Origin of the sequence: Casimicrobium huifangae, assembly GCF_009746125.1 — a bacterium.
Taxonomy (GTDB): domain Bacteria; phylum Pseudomonadota; class Gammaproteobacteria; order Burkholderiales; family Casimicrobiaceae; genus Casimicrobium; species Casimicrobium huifangae.
Map to the genome: position 1 here is coordinate 1,695,995 of NZ_CP041352.1, position 14,504 is coordinate 1,710,498.

Below are 14,504 nucleotides of genomic sequence, written 5' to 3' on the forward strand. Positions count from 1 at the left end.
GTGCTCCAGATCAGCGAATGCGCGCCGCGAGCTGCGGCTCGGTGACCACGCGCTCGCCATCGCTGAGTCCGGAGAGCACCTCAACCTTGTCGCCCTCGCTGCGGCCGAGTCGTACCTGGCGCAGCAGCGGCTGGTTGCTGCTGCTCAGCACGTAGAGACTGGTCAATTCGCTGCGACGCACGATGGCGCTTGCTGGCACGGAGATTCGGGCGGCCGCAGCGGCACTCTTGCTGGCAATCCAGACGCGGGCGAACATGCCAGGCGTAACGCCGACGAGATCGCCCGACAGGTCGAGGCGCACTTGTGAGGTATGTGTGCTGGCGTCCACGGTTGGCAACACCTGTGTGCGCACCGTTGCGGGCCATTGCGCTGCTGCCGGCAGGCCGGGGAGCTCGGCTTTGGCCGCAGGCGCGCTGCCCGTGGGCAAACCGTTCAGGGCGGTTTGTGGCACCGCAGCAGTGACTCGCAGCGCGGTCGGGTCGTAGATCGTGACCAGAGAGCGCCCTGGCATCGCCATGTCACCGAGCGTGACTGGCACCTCCGACACCACACCCGCATAGGGCGCGCGGACCACGTGGAAACCGGTTTGCGTGCGGGCAGCACCTGCCTGCGCCAACTGCGCGTTGACCTGCGCTTCGGTGGCCTTGAACTGTGCCTGCGCACGCTCCAGAGCAGCCGGACTGATGTAGTTCTTCTGAAAGAGTTGCTGCTGGCGCGCAAGGTCCGCCTTCGCTACATCCAGCGACGCGCGCGCAGCCTGCACCTGCGCCTCGCTGGCGACCGCCGCTTGATCAGCAGCACGGGCGTCGATACGCAGCAGGACTTGACCTGCCTTCACGCGGTCGCCCGCCTTGACGTCCAGTTGCACGATGGCGCCAGGCACCTGCGCGGCGATCACTGTCTGACGTACGGCCTCAACCACCCCGTCATACGCAGCCTGTTCGCCGTTGGTCGCGCCACGCGCCACGACGGTTGGCAGCATCGAGGCGGTACTCGCTTCCGAATTCGATTTCGCCGGGGCACCTCCGCTGGACTGCGCGAGCGACGCTGATGTAATGGCAATCTCCGCAGTTAGCCCCACAAGCACGAACGCGATGACGCGCCGCGACTGGCCACGGTGCGGCGGGAGCGAAAGTCGAAATTGGCGAAATGAGCGAAACATCTTCATGGCGGTGTTCACATCGTGAAGTTTGATGTATTATTTGCGCAAGTAGTTAAATAGTCAAGTGCGTAATTGTGAGATTGGTCAAATATTTGTCGATCAAGACGTCTTGAGGCAACATCGTGACTTTGAACCCAGCTCCGTGCCCGGCAATGAATGGACTCCCTCCCGAAGCGCTCACTCAGGTAGCGGCCTACTTTCAGGCTCTGTCAGAGCCAACCCGCCTGCAAATCCTGAATCTGCTGCGTGAGAAGGAGCGCAATGTCGGCGAACTGGCCGAGCTTTGCGGCTACACCTCCGCCAATATTTCCCGGCACCTGAGCCTGTTGACGCAGCATGGTCTGGTCGCCCGCGAGAGCCGCGGCAATAGTGCCTACTACCGGATTGCCGACACGTCGATCTATGAGCTGTGCGATCTGGTGTGCGGCAACATCGCACGCAAACTCGATCGTGCGGCCGAAGAGCGGGCGCTATTTGTGTCGCCAGCTGCGGCTATTGCGAGCAAGGCGGCGAATGCCGGCTAGCGACCGGCGCAGAGTCATTCGCTGGATTCGCACCGCGCAAGCTTTGGAATTCCCGTTCTAATCGCCAGTCGGGCTGTTTGCGACAATTGTCAGCATGGGCAATCTGTATCTTGTACGGCACGGTCAGGCGTCATTCGGCGCTGCGGACTACGACAACCTGAGCGAACTGGGTCAGCGTCAGAGCGTTCGTCTGGGGGAGCACTTTCGCGAGCAGGGGCAGCAGTTCGACGTGGTGCTGACCGGTACGCTGAAGCGGCACCGGCAGACCTTTGCCGGTATCGCGGAGGGCATGCAACTTGGAGCGGTTGAGGCGCGGGAGTTGCCCGGGCTCAACGAGTTCGACGGCGACGCGGTCATCCGCGCCATCCATCCCGAGCCGCTGCAGCGGCCGACGACACCAGATGGCGTGCGCGCACATTTTCGCCTGCTGCGGGAAGGCATTGCAGCATGGATGCAGGGGCGTACCGCGCCCGAGGGCATGATCAGCTATGCGGCGTTCCGTGCCGGCGTGCAGGACGCCATCGACCACGTTCGCGCTGAACACGCTGATGTTGACGTACTGATCGTGTCCAGCGGTGGGCCGATTTCGACTGCGGTCGGGCTGGTGCTGGGTACGACGCCGGAGACCACCATCGATCTCAACATGCGCATGCGCAACAGTGCAGTGACCGAATTCGCAGTCACACCGAAGCGGCACGCGCTCATCACCTACAACACGCTGCCACATCTCGAAGCGCCCGCGTACCGGTCGTGGATCACTCACGCATGAGCGCGGGCAGGGCGGCGACATCCGCCGATGTGTACCGCTGCGGGTAGGTGCTTGATATACGTTGGCCTTGCCGCCGGCGGCGAACGGAAGCAACCGATGGCATATGCTCAGGCCAGATCCTTTGCAACCGAAACCGCGTATTTCTACCCACGACATTACGGACAAGCCACGCATCCTCATCGTCGAGGATGAGGACGCGATCGCCGAGACGCTGGCCTACGCCCTGCGCACCGATGGCTTTACGCCGGTGCATGTGCGACTGCTGGCGGACGCCCGACGCGAGCTCAGTGGTGCGGGAGCGGCACCAGCGCTGGTGATCCTCGACGTTGGTTTGCCGGATGGCACCGGTTTTGACCTGTGCCGCGAAATTCGTGCGACGCCCGGGAGGAGTGACCTGCCGATCATCCTGCTTACGGCGCGCAGCGAGGAGGTTGATCGCGTGGTTGGGCTGGAGCTGGGGGCCGACGATTACGTGGTCAAACCGTTTAGTCCACGCGAGGTGAGCCTGCGGGTGCGCACGGTGTTGCGACGGGTGTCTTCAGCGGTACCGCCGCCGCCAGCCCCAGCTCGGTTCGTTGTTGATGCCCCAGGGCAACGGGTCCTGTTTGCTGGCGAGGTGCTCAACCTGACGCGCCGCGAATATTTGCTACTGCGGACACTGCTTGAGCGGCCGGGCCGAATCTGCTCGCGTGACATGCTGCTTGATGCAGCATGGGGGACGGATGCAGAAAGTGGTGATCGTACTGTGGATACCCACATCAAGACTTTACGTGCGAAGCTCAAGGCCTTGCGCATTGACCTCGACCCGATCACGACGCATCGGGGCCTCGGGTACAGCATTACCGACTGATCAATCATGCACTTGGGCATCCGTCTGCTGTTTGCGGTTTTTGCCATCATCGGATTGGCCGCGTTCTTTGTGCTGACGGTGTTCGTGAACGAAATCAAGCCGTCGGTCGCGGAGGTCATGGAAGACATGATGATCGACTCGGCACACATGCTCGCGGAGCTGGCAGCGCCCGAACTGGCGAAGGGAACGATCAACAGCGGTGACTTCGCACGGGCACTGAAGGCCTACAACGCCCGCAACCCGGAAGCGCAGGTCCACGGCTTCCGCAAGGAGAGCGTGGACTTTCGCGTCTATGTCACCGACGGCCAGGGCGTCGTGCAGTTTGACTCGGAGAACCGCGCAGTTGGGCAGGACTTTTCAAGGTGGCGCGACATTCTGCTGACGCTCAGAGGCCAGTATGGCGCCCGCACCAGCACGGCGACGGTGAACGACGTCGATACGTCGGTGTTTCACGTTGCGGCGCCGATCGTACGCGATGGCAGGACAATAGGCGTGCTGAGCCTGGCCAAGGCGACCAGCACGGTCGCGCCGTTCGTTGAGCGAGCGGAACGAAAGATTCTTGCTGGCGGCGCCTGGCTGCTTGCGCTCTCCCTGATTGTGGGCGTAGCAGCAACGCTCTGGATTGTGAGCGGCGTACGCCGTCTGGCGCGTTATGCCGACGCGGTGGATGCCGGGCGCCGCTCGGCCGTGCCGGCCTTGCCGGGCGAGCTGGGCAAACTGGCGCGGTCAATGGGCGCGATGCGCGAGCGTCTGGAAGGGCAGCGCTACGTCGAGAACACGGTCCGTGCGCTGACGCACGAACTGAAGTCCCCCATCGCTGCCATACGAGGCGCGGGCGAACTGCTGCGCGAGCCGATGAGTGATGCGGATCGCGTTCATTTCGCGGACAACGTGGTGTCGCAGAGCGAGCGCATGCATTCCACGGTAGAGCGTCTGCTGGAGCTCTCGAAACTTGAGCAGTTGGCTGCACCGGCGCAGCTAGCGCGCATCAATCTTTCAGCGTTGTTCGATCAAGCGCGTGCTCACTGCGCGGCGCACGCCGATCAGGCCGGCGTGCAGGTGGTCTGTGATGATTCATCGGCCGACGTGATGGGTGACCGCGAGAGCCTGCAGCTCGCGGTGGATAACCTGCTGCACAACGCAATCGAATTTTCACCGTGCGGCGGCCTGGTGCGGTTGACAGCCAGTACAGTCGGAACCACCGTTTGCATTGACGTCGGTGACGATGGTCCCGGGTTTGCGCCCTTCGTGCAGGAGCGGATCGGTGAGCGATTCATCTCGACGCCACGTCCGGATGGGCGCCCCAAGGGCAGCGGACTGGGGCTCGCAATTGCCCGGCAGGTCGCGCTGCTGCACGGCGGTGACTTGCGCGTCGAGTGCACCAGCGCGCCGACGATCGTGCGATTGTCGATTCCATCGGGTACTGGCATCTAGAACACCTTCCCCGGCACTTGGCAGTGGATTGCCGTTGGGCGACCTCCGCTCGAAGCACGTACTTCACACAGACTTCACACGCTTCATTTTCTGCGCACATTCGCGGCTGATATTGCGCTCTGTTTCCAACGAATGGAGTGCAACGATGCGGCGGTTCTCATTGCTGGTGAAGGCGGTTTCACTGGCGGCGGTGTTACTGGTGTTGATGATGGGTTTGTCGATGATCGGCGGACTGGCCAACGAGCGCGTGGCGTATCGGGCGCAGGCGGCGGCAAGTATCGAAGGCAGCCTCGCTGGCGCACAAACACTGGCCGGGATGGTGCTGACCCGCCGGTGCGTCGAGACTTTCGAGGCCACGGTGATAAAGGACAAGGAAAAGACGGTGGAGCGCAGCGAAGTGCGGACCGTTCTCCGCTCGCTGCCACAGTCATCCTCATGGACGACAGAGAGCAAGATCGAACCGCGCTACCGCGGGCTCTACAAGGTGAATTCGTACGCATTGAACGCTGAAGAAGTGGTGGACTGGAAGACCGCAAGGGATCTGGCAGTCTTGCCGCTGAAAGCACCCGCTGTTGCCGTTCGCTGCGATGCGCCGCTGATCGAGTTCACGGTCACCGATCCGCGCGGTATCCGGGCGGTTCGGCTGCGTGGCCCCAATGGTGATCTTGAGGTCAAACCCAGCACAAATGGTGGAACTTTCAACCGGGGGTTTGAGGCGAAGCTGCCGGTGGCTGAAAGTGCGCTGGATGCACCGCTGCGCTTGCGCCTTGTCGTGGATCTGGTCGGTATCGAATCAGTCGGCTTTGTTCCCCTGGCGGTGGACAACACGGTCACACTGAAATCGGACTGGCCGCACCCTTCATTTGGTGGTGAATTTCTACCCTTGACGCGAACCGTATCGGCGCAGGGATTTGACGCGCGCTGGAGCGTCTCTTCGCTCGCCGCTCAGGCCCGCTCGCAGCTCGGCAGCAGCGCGGCAGGCTGTGCGCAGACGCGCTCGTCGACGAAGGGATGTCTGCAATCCTTCGGCGTGGACTTCATTGACCCGGTCAATCCGGCGTCACTGTCGGACCGCGCAACGAAGTACGGCATTCTCTTCATCGTTCTCACCTTTGCCGGCATTGTGCTGCTGGAGGTGTTGAAGGGGCAGGCCGTGCATCCGGTGCAGTATTTGCTGATCGGTGCGGCGATGGCCGTGTTCTTCCTGCTGCTATTGAGTTTGTCCGAGCACATCGCCTTCATCAAGGCGTATGTGACAGCGGCTGTGGCCTGCGTGGCCCTGCTGACGGTGTATGCGAAGGCAGTCCTGGGCGGCTGGCAGCGAGCGCTACCGATGTCGGCGGGGCTTGCGGTGCTCTACTGCGTTTTGTATATGGTGCTGCAGTCGGAGCAGCATGCACTGCTGGCCGGCTCGCTGCTGGTGTTCGCGGTGCTTGCAGGGGTGATGTTGCTGACGCGCCACGTCAAGTGGGGAGGCCTCAATGAAGGCGCCTGACCCTTGGTGTGCCACCGGGTGGCAACCGCCAGCCATCAGCGATGACCGGCAATTGCGCCTGGCGTGGCGGGCGTTGGTGGATGCACAACTGGCGATGTTGTCGCGCGCCAGCCAGGCCATTCCCGCCGAACTGCGATTAGCGGCAAAGCGGCCCGGGCGGCCGCGTCGCCAACGTCGGAGGGCAGAGTATGTCGGCTATGCCAGCAGCAACGCCGCAATGCCAAGCAGTGCCGGCAGGGCCTGGATATAGAGGATCTTTTTGGTCGCCGTAGCCGCGCCGTAGAGGCCAGCGACCAGCACGCAGGCGAGAAAGAACAGCTTGATCTCGTAGCCCGCTGCGTCGCCCTTGATCAGACCCCAGATCAGCCCAGCCGCGAGAAAGCCGTTGTACAGCCCCTGATTGGCGGCAAGCGCCTTCGACTGCTGTGCGAAGTCGGCAGTGATGCCGAAGGCCTTTTGCCCTTTCGGTGTGGTCCACAGGAACATCTCGAGGTAGACGATGTAGATGTGGATCAGCGCAACCAGTGCGACGATGACGTTGGCGACGGTTTTCATGGCAGTTTATTTCCTGTTTTTGTTCGGCGCCGACGTTGCAGCACGGAGTCAGGCGGGAGGGGCGCAACGCTACCGCGGAAGCGAGCGTCAGGCAAGCGTTGCGCTGCGTATGAATTGTCGGACGCTGTCTTCGGTATGCTTCTGGCTGATCGCTGGACAAGGCGGCTTTTTCATAGAATGACGTCAGGATGCGGCCTCAGCGCAAATATTGGCAAAAGTCGATTTCACGTTATTTTTGGCTTAAGCCCTTGTCGAATAAGGATTCGGTGAAAAAGCTGATAGCCAAATTCGCCTGCCGTTCCCCTTCAATTCCGGTAACCACCCGTCCGAATCGCTTCCATGCAAACAGTCCAGGTCTCGCTCGCTGATCGTCCGTATCCGATTCACATTGGCCCGCATCTGATGGGCAGCGCCGACGCCCTGAAACCGTTCATCTCCGGCACCACGGTCGCCGTCGTCACCAACGAGACGCTGGCGCCACTGTTCCTGAAGCGGGTGAGCGATTCGGCGCGCGCGCTGGGCAAGCAGGTGGTGGAGATCATTCTTCCGGACGGCGAGGCCTTCAAGACGGCGGAATCGCTGGACACCATCTATTCCGTCATGCTGGCAGCGAAGTGCGACCGCAAGACGACCATTCTCGCGCTCGGCGGCGGCGTCATCGGTGACGTTGCCGGCTATGCCGCTGCGACGTACCAGCGCGGCATTCCCTTCGTGCAGATGCCTACCACGCTGCTGGCGCAGGTGGATTCGTCGGTGGGTGGCAAGACGGCGATCAACCATCCACTGGGCAAAAACATGATCGGTGCTTTCTATCAGCCGCAGGCGGTGTTGTCCGACACTGCCGCCCTGAAAAGCCTGCCGCCACGTGAATACGCCTCTGGTCTTGCCGAGATCATCAAGCATGCGCTGATCTTCGACGCACCGCATCTGGCGGAGCTGGAGCGCGACGTCGACAAGCTCATCACCCGCGATGACGATACCCTGGCGCGGGTGATCGCCCATTCCTGCCGCATCAAGGCCGACGTCGTGAAGCGCGACGAGCGCGAGACGCTGGGTATTCGTGCTCTGCTCAATCTGGGCCACACCTTCGGTCACGCCATCGAAACGGAAATGGGTTACGGCGCCTGGATGCACGGCGAGGCAGTGGCGGCCGGCTGCGTGCTGGCAGCCGAGTTGTCGCAGGAGCTGGGGCACATTTCGACAGCGGATGTGACCCGCGTCCGGGCTTTGTTCACTGCAGTGAGACTGCCGATCGCGCTGCCCGAGTGTGATCCGCGCAAGCTGATCGCGCACATGCAGCGCGACAAGAAGAACGAAGGTGGCGCCGTGACGCTGGTGTTGCTGAAGCGCCTGGGCGAGGCCTACCTGTATCGCAGCGTTGCCGAAGACCGCCTGCTTGAGTTCCTGCAGACGCGTAGCGCCGTGGCGGACGCCTGAGGCTGCGGCGGCTGACAACGTGGGCTAGAGCCGGCTACGCAACTGCTCCGCCGCAGCCTTGAGCGGCGGTACGCAGCGCCGCACTGACACCGCTGGCGTCATCGACGAAATCGCCATTGACGCGCTGATAGCACCGACCGCCGCACCTGTGCTGTCAATCAACGGTACAGCAACACCGCGCAGTCCAAGCTCAAACTGACCTTCGGTGACGCAATACCCCTGTTTGCGGACTTTAGTCAGCTCGCGGCGCAGTGCTTCCTTGTCAGTCACGGTGAATGGCGTGAAGGCGCCGAGTGGCGTGCGCGCCAGCCAGCGTTCCAGATCGTCCGGCGGCAGATAGCTCAGCAGCAAACGGCCGGCGGCCGACGTGTGCGCGGGCAGGCGGGTGCCAGGCTCGATTAGCGTGGAGAGCAGCTTCGGCGCGCTGACGCGACCGATGTAGACCGCATCCGCGTCCTCCAGAACTGCCAGATTGGTCGATTCGCCGATGGTGTTGGTGAGCGTCTGCAGCACCGGCATCACCGTACGCGGCAGCCGGGCCGACGCCAGATAGGAGTGCCCCAGCCGCATCACCTTCGGCGTCAGCCAGAAAGCCTTGCCATCGGTGGCCATGTAGCCAAGCGCACTGAGTGTCATCAGATAGCGCCGCGCGGCAGCACGGCTCAGGTCCAGCCGTTGCGCGAGCTCGCTCTGTGTGAGCTTTGGCGTGGTGTCGTCGAACGCGCAGATCACCTCCAGCCCCTTGCGCAGGCCGTCGATCATGTCGGCACGCGAGACTTCCAGACTAACCGTCGTTGACGGCGTCGCCGGATGTTCGTGCGAGTCTGTGCTGGGTGATGGGCTCTTCACGTCTTTCCGATAACAAATGAGGCGAATGAATCCTGCGCGTCTGCCGTCTTGCGCCTCGGCGACGCTGCCTGACAGGAACTTTCGCTTGACTCAAATCAAGTACTGTGTTCTATTATCGCACACTTGTTCGTTAATCGCACAAAAAATAACAAGATCGCAAGCTTAACAAATGCGTAGCAGGGGGCGAAATGAGCTTCGCCAGCTGCCCTTCGAAAAATTGGCACAGGCACAAATGACAGGGTATCCATGCAATGACTGAAACTGTCAGCAAACAAAAGAGCGGCACGACTCCCCCGGCCAACCCTCTGGGCGTAGCGGGCATTGAGTACGTCGAATACGCAACACATGAACCGCAGAGCTTTGGCGCTGCGCTCGAAAAGTTGGGTTTCGTTGCCGTGGCCCGTCATCGCAGCCGTGAGATCGTGCTCTACCGCGCCGGCGGCATGAATGTGATTGTCAATGCCGACCCGGCCGTCGCCGGTGTCGCAGGCGGCGATGATGATGAACCGCAGACGCCACGTCTGAAGGCCTTCGCGTTGCGTGTGCGCGATGCGGCTGCAGCGTACGAACACTGCGTGGAAAAGGGCGCATGGCCAATCGTGCCGCGCGTCGGTGCGATGGAACTCAACATTCCCGGCATTTCGGGGGTCGGTGACAGCATCATCTATTTCGTCGATCGCTATCAGGAATTTTCGATCTACGACGTTGATTTCAAGAAGCTGCCGTCAGCGGCCGAAGCGCACCCGGCGATCGCCGGTATGCACTTCTTCGGCATCGTGCAGTCCATCGAGGAAGGCCGTACCCGCGAGTGGGTGGACTTCTACCGCGAACTGTTCGGCTTTCTGGTGCTGCCCCAGGGGCAGTATTTCGGTGTGCTGCCGAAAGGCACGCTGCTGGAAAGCCCGTGTCTGCAGTTCTATCTGCAGCTGGTCGAACCGCCGGAGCAGGCCGCCGTGCTGGCGTGGCAGGAAAAGCTCACGCGTGTTGGTTTTGGTGCGCCTGACATCACGGAGCTGGTCAGCCAGTTGCGCGCGCGAGGCGTCAATTTCGTCGAGAGCGATTCGGTGCACACCAGTGATCGTGGCGCCGTCACCTATCTGGGCGGGACGTCGTTCGAGTTCGTCAAGAGCCATCTGCCCGCAACGGAGTAGCGCGTGAATCTCGGCGACTTCTCCATGGACACCATCACCCTGCCGGGCTCGCTGGAAAGCAAGCTTGATGCAGCGAACGCAGCGGGCTTCAGCCAGATCACGCTGTGGGCGAAGGATCTGGCGGGCCATCCCGATGGTTACGAGGCGGCGCTCAACGAGGTGCGGCTCTCCGGTTTGCGCGTCAATGGCATCCAGGTGATGCGTGACTACGAAGGCCTGTCCGGGCCGTTGCACCGCTACAAGGTGGAAACGGTCAAGACCATGCTCAAGCTGTGCGAGGCCGTCGGCGCCGAGCGTTTGCTGATTTGCTCATCCACTTCTGCCCATGCTTCGGGCGACGTTGACCACATCGCCGCCGACCTGCGCAAGGTTGCCATGCTGGCGACGCCGCTCGGCATCCGGGTCGGCTATGAAGCGCTGTCGTGGGGCCGTCACGTCAGCGACTTCGAGTTGTCCTGGGAGATTGTGCAGCGTGCTGATCGCGCCAATCTCGGTGTCTGCATCGACGCCTTTCATGTGTTGGCCAACTGCGGCCTCAATGGCACCAATTTCGATGCGCTGGCCACCATTCCGGGCGAACGTATCGCCTTCGTGCAGTTGTCGGATTTTCTGTGGAAGGCCGTTCGCACGCCGGAAGAACGCATCGAGACGGCGCGCCACCTGCGTGTGTTCCCCGGCGAAGGAGTGCACAGCGCAGAGCTGTCACGCATGATCCGCATGATTGATCGTTCCGGCTACCGCGGCGACTGGAGTTTTGAAGTCTTCAACGACGACTACCTGCAGATGCCCGTCGACATCGTGGCGCAGCGCGCGCGAGATGCCGCCATGTGGGTGGCGGCGCAGAGCGAACGGCGCAGTCTGCCGCGGACACTGGTTCGTGGCAGCCACTAAGAACACCAAGGAGGATTTACATGACTGATTTCATGCAGCTCCTGCTGAGCGGCGTGGCCACGGGGGCGATCTATGCGATGGCCGCCCTCGGCTTCACGCTGCTCTGGCAGGCCGCTGGCACCATCAATTTTGCGCAGGGCGAGTTCGTCATGCTGCCAGCGTTTGCCATGCTGATTGGCATGTCGTTCGGTCTGCCGCTGTGGGCGTCGTTCATCGTCGCGGTCGCGCTGTCGGTCGTGGTGCTCGGTGCCGCGTTCAAACGCTGGATTGTTGACCCGATGCGCGGCAGCGGTGTCGTGGCTGTTGTGGTGGCGACCCTGGGTCTGTCGATTGGCCTCAAGTCGCTGGTCAAGGCGGGTTACAGCGCCGAGCCGCATCCATTTCCGAGCATCTTTGGCGATGAAGTGTTCAAGCTGGCAGGCGTCACCGTGTCGTATGCCGACGTCGGAGCGCTGGTGTTTGCCGGGCTGATGGTGGTCGGCCTGCAGACGTTCCTGAACCGGACGATTACCGGTCGTGCCATGCAGGCGGTGGCGCAGAACACCTTCTCCGCCGAAGCGCTAGGCATCAACGTCAAGCGGATGATTTTCTATACGTTTGCGATCAACGCCATTCTGGTGTGCGTGACGGCGCTGCTGATTACGCCGACCTATCTCGCCAAGTTCGATATGGGTGACAACATCGGCCTGAAGGCGTTCTTCGCGGCGATCATCGGCGGCTTCAACAATTCGCGCGGTGCACTGCTGGGCGGTGTGCTGGTCGGTGTGCTCGAAAATCTGGCGGGCGCCTACATCACGCCAGCGTACAAGGATGGTGTCGCGCTGTTGCTGTTTCTCGCCGTGATCCTGGTCAAGCCGGACGGTTTGCTTGGTACACCGCAGGAAAGGAAGGTCTGACGATGTCAAAACAGCATCTGGCCTTTCTCACGGTTGCCGTCGCCGCACTGGCGATCGCCCCTGCGCTGCTCAAAACCTACGGGCTCTATCTGTTGACGCTGTGGCTTGTCTACATCATCGCTGCAATGGGGCTCAACCTGACTGTCGGCTACGCCGGCCTCAAGTCGCTTTGCCATGCCGGATTCATGGGAGTGGGGGCGTATACCGTCGCCATCATGATGAAGGCGGGCTTCTCGTTCTGGCTTGCCAGTCCGGTCGCGATTGTGCTTTGCTTCGTGCTCGGGCTGGTCATCGGTTTCCCGGCATTGCGCGTGCAATTGCACTATCTGGGCTTTGCGACACTGGGCTTCAATCTGTTGCTGGTGCTGTTCTTCCGCAACGAAGAATGGCTGACTGGCGGTACCTTCGGCATCCAGAACATCAAGCGCCCGGAGCTTTTCGGTTTTTCCTTTGAAGGCAATCTGGCGTTCTACTTTCTGGTGCTGCTGATCACGCTGGTCGCTGGTGCCGTGCTGGCTGCGCTGCTGCGCTCGCCGTGGGGACGGGCGTTCGCGGCGTTGCGCGACAACCCGATTCGCGCGGAAAGTACGGGCGTGAATATCACCGCCTACACGCTGATGTCGTTCGCGATCGGCGCCGCCTATGCCGGTATCGCCGGGGCGCTGTTCGCGCCGCTGGTGAACTTCATCGAACCGGCACCGTTCGGCATTGCCAACTCGCTCCTGTTCCTGATGATGGTGGTCGTGGGTGGCTCCGGACGCTTCTACGGGCCAGTGCTCGGTGCCGCGATCGCACTGCTGCTGCCCGAGTATTTGCGCTTCCTGAAGGACTGGTATCTCGCCGTGTTTGGCTTCGCGGCCGTCATCATGATGATCTGGCTGCCGGGCGGACTGCTTTCGTTGCGCGAAGCGCTGCTGCTGCGCAAGGCCAAGCGGGAGGCGAAGCAGAAAGAGCTGTCGGAACGCGCTGCAGCGGCAGCCGGCAAAGGCACGGTGGAGGCAGCATGAGCATCCTTTCAGTTCATGACATCAAGAAGAGCTACGGCGCCATCCAGGCGGTCAGCGGTGTCAGCTTCAACGTCGAGCCTGGTGAAATTCTTGGCGTGATCGGTCCCAATGGCAGCGGCAAGACGACGCTGTTCAATTCGATTCTCGGCCAGATCAAGCCGGACAGTGGTCGCGTCGAGTTTGAAGGCGTGGACATCTCCGGCAACTCGCCGCTGGAAATGTCGCGCCTTGGAATCGGCCGTACCTTCCAGAACCTGCAGGTGTTCGGCAAGCTGTCGCTGCGCGACAACCTGATTGCCGCAGCGCAGGAATTTCACGGTACCTTCTGGGGCCGCATGTTTGCACCGCCGGACAACGGTCTGCGCGAGCGGGCCGACGAAATGATCGAGATGTTCCGGCTCAAGCACGTAGCCGATTTGCCCGCCGGCAGCCTGTCGTACGGGCAGCAGAAGCTGGTGGATATCGCCATGGCTTTCATGCCGGCGCCGCGTCTGGTGCTGCTCGACGAGCCCTGCGCCGGCGTCAATCCCTCGCTGGTTGACGGGCTGCGCGAGCTGCTGGTCGAACTGAACAAAAAACAGGGCGGCAGCTTTGTCGTGATCGAACACAACATGGACTTCGTCATGAAGCTCTGTCACCGCATCGTTTGCATGGTGGAAGGCAAAGTGCTCGCAGTCGGCAAGCCCGAAGAAATCCAGAACAACCGCGAAGTGCTGGAGGCCTACCTTGGCAACTAATCCCGCTTCCGCCGCGCCACGCAGCGAATCGCTGATCCAGTTCGATGCTGTTGTCGCTGGCTACACGCATCTCACCATCCTGAATAAGCTGACGCTTGACGCCCGCAAGGGCGAAATTACCCTGCTGATCGGCCCGAATGGCGCCGGCAAGTCGACGGTGCTGAAAACCCTGTTCGGGATGCTGACGCCGCGTTCCGGTGAAGTTCGCTTTGGTGGCAAGGTGATCAACGGACGCACACCGCGGCAACTGCTCGGCGAAGGCATGGCCTTCGTGCCGCAGGGACGCAACCTGTTTGGCTCGTTGAGCGTATTGCACAACCTCGAACTGGGCGGCCTGCAACTGCCCAAGAAGCTGCTGCGCGAACGCATTGATGAAGTGATGGAGCTCTTCCCGCGTCTCAAGCAACGCATCGACTCGCGGGCCGCGTCACTGTCCGGCGGCGAGCAGAAGCAGCTCGAGATTGGCCGTGCGCTGCTGGTCAAACCGGAAGTGATCCTGATTGACGAACCCTCCATCGGGCTGGCGCCGATCATCGTGCAGGACGTCATGCAACTGCTGCGCAAACTGGCCGATTCGGGCAAGAGCGTGCTGATGGTGGAGCAGAATGTGCGCACCGCACTCAAGTTTTCGGATCGGGCGCTGGCGCTGGAGATGGGCCGGCTGGCCGTGGATCGACCGGCGTCCGAGCTGCTGAATGATCCGAACCTGAACCGGCTGTTTCTGGGCGGTCACGCCAAAACCTAGTG

Annotated in this window: 15 protein-coding genes; 12 read left to right on the forward strand and 3 right to left on the reverse strand. The window is 61.9% G+C overall.

Translation table 11 applies throughout. The annotated features are described in order from the left end of the window. Positions 1-10 precede the first annotated feature (10 nt). A complete protein-coding gene (locus tag FKL89_RS07795) occupies positions 11-982 on the reverse strand; it encodes an efflux RND transporter periplasmic adaptor subunit (protein ID WP_156862222.1) in 972 nt (323 codons plus the stop codon). A gap of 332 nt (positions 983-1,314) precedes the next feature. Here FKL89_RS07795 and FKL89_RS07800 point away from each other — a divergent pair, with 332 nt between their 5' ends. The 5 genes from FKL89_RS07800 (at position 1,315) to creD (ending at position 6,234) form a co-directional block, all read left to right on the forward strand. Next, complete coding sequence (locus FKL89_RS07800) at positions 1,315-1,686, forward strand: ArsR/SmtB family transcription factor (RefSeq protein ID WP_156862223.1); 372 nt, start codon at positions 1,315-1,317, stop codon at positions 1,684-1,686. A 94-nt stretch (positions 1,687-1,780) separates the two neighbouring features. After that, complete coding sequence (locus tag FKL89_RS07805) at positions 1,781-2,455, forward strand: histidine phosphatase family protein (RefSeq protein ID WP_156862224.1); 675 nt, start codon at positions 1,781-1,783, stop codon at positions 2,453-2,455. 121 nt (positions 2,456-2,576) lie between these two features. Further along, positions 2,577-3,305: a two-component system response regulator CreB gene (gene creB, locus FKL89_RS07810; RefSeq protein ID WP_238363536.1), complete on the forward strand. Its 729-nt coding sequence runs from the start codon at positions 2,577-2,579 to the stop codon at positions 3,303-3,305. Between the two features lie 6 nt (positions 3,306-3,311). Next, complete coding sequence (gene creC, locus FKL89_RS07815; protein WP_156862226.1) at positions 3,312-4,739, forward strand: two-component system sensor histidine kinase CreC; 1,428 nt, start codon at positions 3,312-3,314, stop codon at positions 4,737-4,739. 145 nt (positions 4,740-4,884) lie between these two features. Then, positions 4,885-6,234, forward strand: coding sequence for a cell envelope integrity protein CreD (gene creD / locus FKL89_RS07820; RefSeq protein WP_156862227.1), 1,350 nt, complete (start codon positions 4,885-4,887; stop codon positions 6,232-6,234). A gap of 195 nt (positions 6,235-6,429) precedes the next feature. Here creD and FKL89_RS07825 read toward each other — a convergent pair whose 3' ends face one another. After that, positions 6,430-6,789 (reverse strand): DUF1304 domain-containing protein, encoded by a 360-nt coding sequence (locus FKL89_RS07825; protein ID WP_156862228.1) that lies wholly within the window; start codon positions 6,787-6,789, stop codon positions 6,430-6,432. A gap of 339 nt (positions 6,790-7,128) precedes the next feature. Between FKL89_RS07825 and aroB the strand changes: the two genes are divergently transcribed. After that, positions 7,129-8,226: a 3-dehydroquinate synthase gene (gene aroB, locus FKL89_RS07830; protein ID WP_156862229.1), complete on the forward strand. Its 1,098-nt coding sequence runs from the start codon at positions 7,129-7,131 to the stop codon at positions 8,224-8,226. Between the two features lie 24 nt (positions 8,227-8,250). Here the strand turns inward: aroB and FKL89_RS07835 are convergent, their stop codons facing one another. Continuing rightward, positions 8,251-9,075 carry an IclR family transcriptional regulator domain-containing protein gene (locus tag FKL89_RS07835; RefSeq protein WP_238363537.1) on the reverse strand — a complete coding sequence of 275 codons (825 nt, stop codon included), beginning with the start codon at positions 9,073-9,075 and terminating at the stop codon, positions 8,251-8,253. A 251-nt stretch (positions 9,076-9,326) separates the two neighbouring features. Here FKL89_RS07835 and FKL89_RS07840 point away from each other — a divergent pair, with 251 nt between their 5' ends. From FKL89_RS07840 to FKL89_RS07865, 6 genes are read left to right on the forward strand one after another with little or no spacing between them, the layout of a single operon-like run. Continuing rightward, on the forward strand, positions 9,327-10,226 hold the full coding sequence (locus FKL89_RS07840; protein WP_156862230.1) for a 4-hydroxyphenylpyruvate dioxygenase: 900 nt from the start codon (positions 9,327-9,329) through the stop codon (positions 10,224-10,226). Positions 10,227-10,229: 3 nt separating this feature from the next. After that, positions 10,230-11,117, forward strand: a complete 888-nt coding sequence (locus FKL89_RS07845) for a sugar phosphate isomerase/epimerase family protein (protein WP_156862231.1) — start codon at positions 10,230-10,232, stop codon at positions 11,115-11,117. A 20-nt stretch (positions 11,118-11,137) separates the two neighbouring features. Then, positions 11,138-12,013: a branched-chain amino acid ABC transporter permease gene (locus FKL89_RS07850; protein WP_156862232.1), complete on the forward strand. Its 876-nt coding sequence runs from the start codon at positions 11,138-11,140 to the stop codon at positions 12,011-12,013. Between the two features lie 2 nt (positions 12,014-12,015). Continuing rightward, a complete protein-coding gene (locus FKL89_RS07855; protein WP_156862233.1) occupies positions 12,016-13,020 on the forward strand; it encodes a branched-chain amino acid ABC transporter permease in 1,005 nt (334 codons plus the stop codon). Beyond that, complete coding sequence (locus tag FKL89_RS07860; RefSeq protein WP_156862234.1) at positions 13,017-13,757, forward strand: ABC transporter ATP-binding protein; 741 nt, start codon at positions 13,017-13,019, stop codon at positions 13,755-13,757. Before FKL89_RS07855 ends, FKL89_RS07860 begins: the two co-directional genes overlap by 4 nt. After that, a complete protein-coding gene (locus FKL89_RS07865; RefSeq protein WP_156862235.1) occupies positions 13,747-14,502 on the forward strand; it encodes an ABC transporter ATP-binding protein in 756 nt (251 codons plus the stop codon). Before FKL89_RS07860 ends, FKL89_RS07865 begins: the two co-directional genes overlap by 11 nt. Positions 14,503-14,504 lie beyond the last annotated feature (2 nt).

Bases quoted from the DNA above. Each gene is read 5' to 3' on its own strand.
- FKL89_RS07795 (WP_156862222.1), bottom strand. From the start codon at position 982: ATGCTGCCAACCGTCGTGGCGCGTGGCGCGACCAACGGCGAACAGGCT.
- FKL89_RS07800 (WP_156862223.1), top strand. From the start codon at position 1,315: ATGAATGGACTCCCTCCCGAAGCGCTCACTCAGGTAGCGGCCTACTTT.
- FKL89_RS07805 (WP_156862224.1), top strand. From the start codon at position 1,781: ATGGGCAATCTGTATCTTGTACGGCACGGTCAGGCGTCATTCGGCGCT.
- creC (WP_156862226.1), top strand. From the start codon at position 3,312: ATGCACTTGGGCATCCGTCTGCTGTTTGCGGTTTTTGCCATCATCGGA.
- creD (WP_156862227.1), top strand. From the start codon at position 4,885: ATGCGGCGGTTCTCATTGCTGGTGAAGGCGGTTTCACTGGCGGCGGTG.
- FKL89_RS07825 (WP_156862228.1), bottom strand. From the start codon at position 6,789: ATGAAAACCGTCGCCAACGTCATCGTCGCACTGGTTGCGCTGATCCAC.
- aroB (WP_156862229.1), top strand. From the start codon at position 7,129: ATGCAAACAGTCCAGGTCTCGCTCGCTGATCGTCCGTATCCGATTCAC.
- FKL89_RS07840 (WP_156862230.1), top strand. From the start codon at position 9,327: ATGACTGAAACTGTCAGCAAACAAAAGAGCGGCACGACTCCCCCGGCC.
- FKL89_RS07850 (WP_156862232.1), top strand. From the start codon at position 11,138: ATGACTGATTTCATGCAGCTCCTGCTGAGCGGCGTGGCCACGGGGGCG.
- FKL89_RS07855 (WP_156862233.1), top strand. From the start codon at position 12,016: ATGTCAAAACAGCATCTGGCCTTTCTCACGGTTGCCGTCGCCGCACTG.
- FKL89_RS07860 (WP_156862234.1), top strand. From the start codon at position 13,017: ATGAGCATCCTTTCAGTTCATGACATCAAGAAGAGCTACGGCGCCATC.